This window comes from Oleiphilus sp. HI0086 (assembly GCF_001635225.1).
Genome location: NZ_LWFZ01001005.1, coordinates 1 through 2,035, shown reverse-complemented (window position 1 = coordinate 2,035; position 2,035 = coordinate 1). Strand labels below are relative to the sequence as shown.

At 46.9% G+C, this 2,035-nt stretch carries 3 protein-coding genes; all 3 read right to left on the bottom strand.

Translation table 11 applies throughout. From position 1 onward, the window contains the following. Positions 1-768 (bottom strand): hydrogenase formation protein HypD (hypD, locus tag A3756_RS18080; RefSeq protein WP_068554172.1); only part of this gene is annotated, 768 nt, incomplete at its 3' end. Further along, the gene (locus A3756_RS18075) at positions 758-982 is read right to left on the bottom strand and encodes a HypC/HybG/HupF family hydrogenase formation chaperone (RefSeq protein ID WP_068554170.1); all 225 of its coding nucleotides are present in this window, start codon (positions 980-982) and stop codon (positions 758-760) included. The genes A3756_RS18075 and hypD, both read right to left, overlap by 11 nt. Before the next feature lie 23 nt (positions 983-1,005). After that, positions 1,006-2,035 (bottom strand): carbamoyltransferase HypF (locus tag A3756_RS27910; protein WP_197481373.1); only part of this gene is annotated, 1,030 nt, incomplete at its 5' end.

Below are 2,035 nucleotides of genomic sequence, written 5' to 3'. Positions count from 1 at the left end.
GTTTCGGTTAATTTGGCGAACAAGCATTAAAATAGACTGAAGGATGTCCAAGGGTTCAAAGCCGGAAATGGTAATGGCTGTCTGGTAATGTTTGGCAAGTTCAAGATAAGGGCGTTCACCAGTGATAACGCTTACGTGGCCTGGGCCAATTAAACCATCAAGTACTCTAGTTCCAGCTTGTTTAGCTGGCTCTAGAATACCGGTGATTGCCGGAGGTGTCAGTACGTGGTTGCAGTAGATAAATAGGTTTTTAATATTGGCTTTGACAGCGGCGTCGAGCATAGCAACTGTAGGAGGCGTTGTCGTTTCGAAGCCAACAGCAAAGAATACGATATCCTTGCCAGGGTTATCTTGAGCCAGTGTTAGTGCTTCGAGCGGCGAGTAGAGCATGCGCACATCAGCTCCTTGGGCGCGTGCTTTTAACAAGCTCATTGTTTTGCTGCCGGGTACGCGCAACATATCACCATAAGAGCAGAGAATCGTATTTGGCTGCAGTGCGAGCGAGATAGCATTATCGATCGCGCTAATGGGCAGGACACAAACAGGGCAGCCGGGCCCATGGAGCAAGTCGATATTTTCAGGAAGTAAGTCAGGGATACCATAGCGAAAAATGGTATGCGTGTGACCACCACAAAATTCCATCAAGCGATAGCGTTTATCACTCTGTACTTCATTGGCAATGTTTTGGCAGAGCTTCTTGGCGAGTGAGCCTTGTCGAAACTCGCTGATATACTTTAGCTCTGGTGAGGCTTTTGTTTTAGCGCTCATCAGCCTCTCCTTGTGCAAAGAGCGCTAGTGTTCGTTTGGCCTCTTCTTCATCCAGCTTATTGAGAGCATAACCAACATGTAAAATAACATAATCGCCGACATGGACATCTTCGACTAGTGCCGTCGAAATCTTGGTCTTCACACCGCTTAGCTCAACGATCGCTTGTTCATCATCGAGAAGTGTTTCAATTTTTACCGGAAGTGCAAGGCACATGGTGCTGAGAGTCCTTAGTTATTTTACCAATGGCTCAAGTAAGCTTGACCCAGAGCGATGCCACCGTCGTTGGCGGGCAGCTTGATAGGGAAATATACCTTAAATCCCTGTGAAGTTAAGTGTTCGTTAAGCGATTCTCTGAGAAGCCGATTTTGGAAGCAACCTCCTGAGCAATAGACCGCTTTAGTCTGGCGCTGTTTGCTTGATTTCTCTAACCAACGAACGAGACCATCGACTAACTCGCGATGGAACAAGTATGCAGCCTGAGGTTTATTCTCCATAGCGCTTAAATAAGGAAGAAGCGGGCTAAGTAAGAGTTGGTTTTTCTCATCGATTTTGACAAGAGATTGAACGTGGTCCCTGGAGGCTGATCGAGCCAAAGACTCCAACTCTGCAGCGGCTTGCCCTTCATAAGTACACTCTTGGCGAACGCCGATTATTGAGGCGGCTGCATCGAACCACCTGCCTGCACTGCTCGTAAAATGGTGCGTTCCATTCAGAATGAAATGACTAGTGAGCTCATTCTTGAGGCTATCTGCGTAAGCTTCGAATGCCTGTTCCCTACTTGTTTTTGCCAATAGATTTGCACCAGTTCGCCAGATTTCCCGTGTGGCGATATCGCCACCAGGAATCGCTATTTTCTCAAGGTGTCCGATACGTTCTATCTGCTTCGAGTCTACATAGAATAGCTCACCACCCCAGGCTTGATTATCGTCTCCCAGGCCATTTCCATCGAGTATTAAAGCAAGCGCGGGTAGTTTTGCTTGGCCTGTTTGTTCTGCGAGTAAGGATGTCAGGTGAGCGTGATGGTGTTGAACTTTTATTAGGGGCGAGTTGCTTTTCTGCGAGTTCTTTTCAGCGAAGTGAGTACTTACATAATCTGGGTGAAGGTCTGCGCAGTATTGATCAATCCTATTGCCAAAAAGGTGTTGATAATGCGCGATGTTAGTCTGGAAACGCAGGTAGTTTTCTGGCTTGTCTAACTCGCCATGATAGGGCGATATATAGGCTTTATAGCCTTGAGTTAAGCAAAAGGTATTCTTTAAATGGGCC

Bases quoted from the DNA above. Each gene is read 5' to 3' on its own strand.
- A3756_RS18075 (WP_068554170.1), bottom strand. From the start codon at position 982: ATGTGCCTTGCACTTCCGGTAAAAATTGAAACACTTCTCGATGATGAA.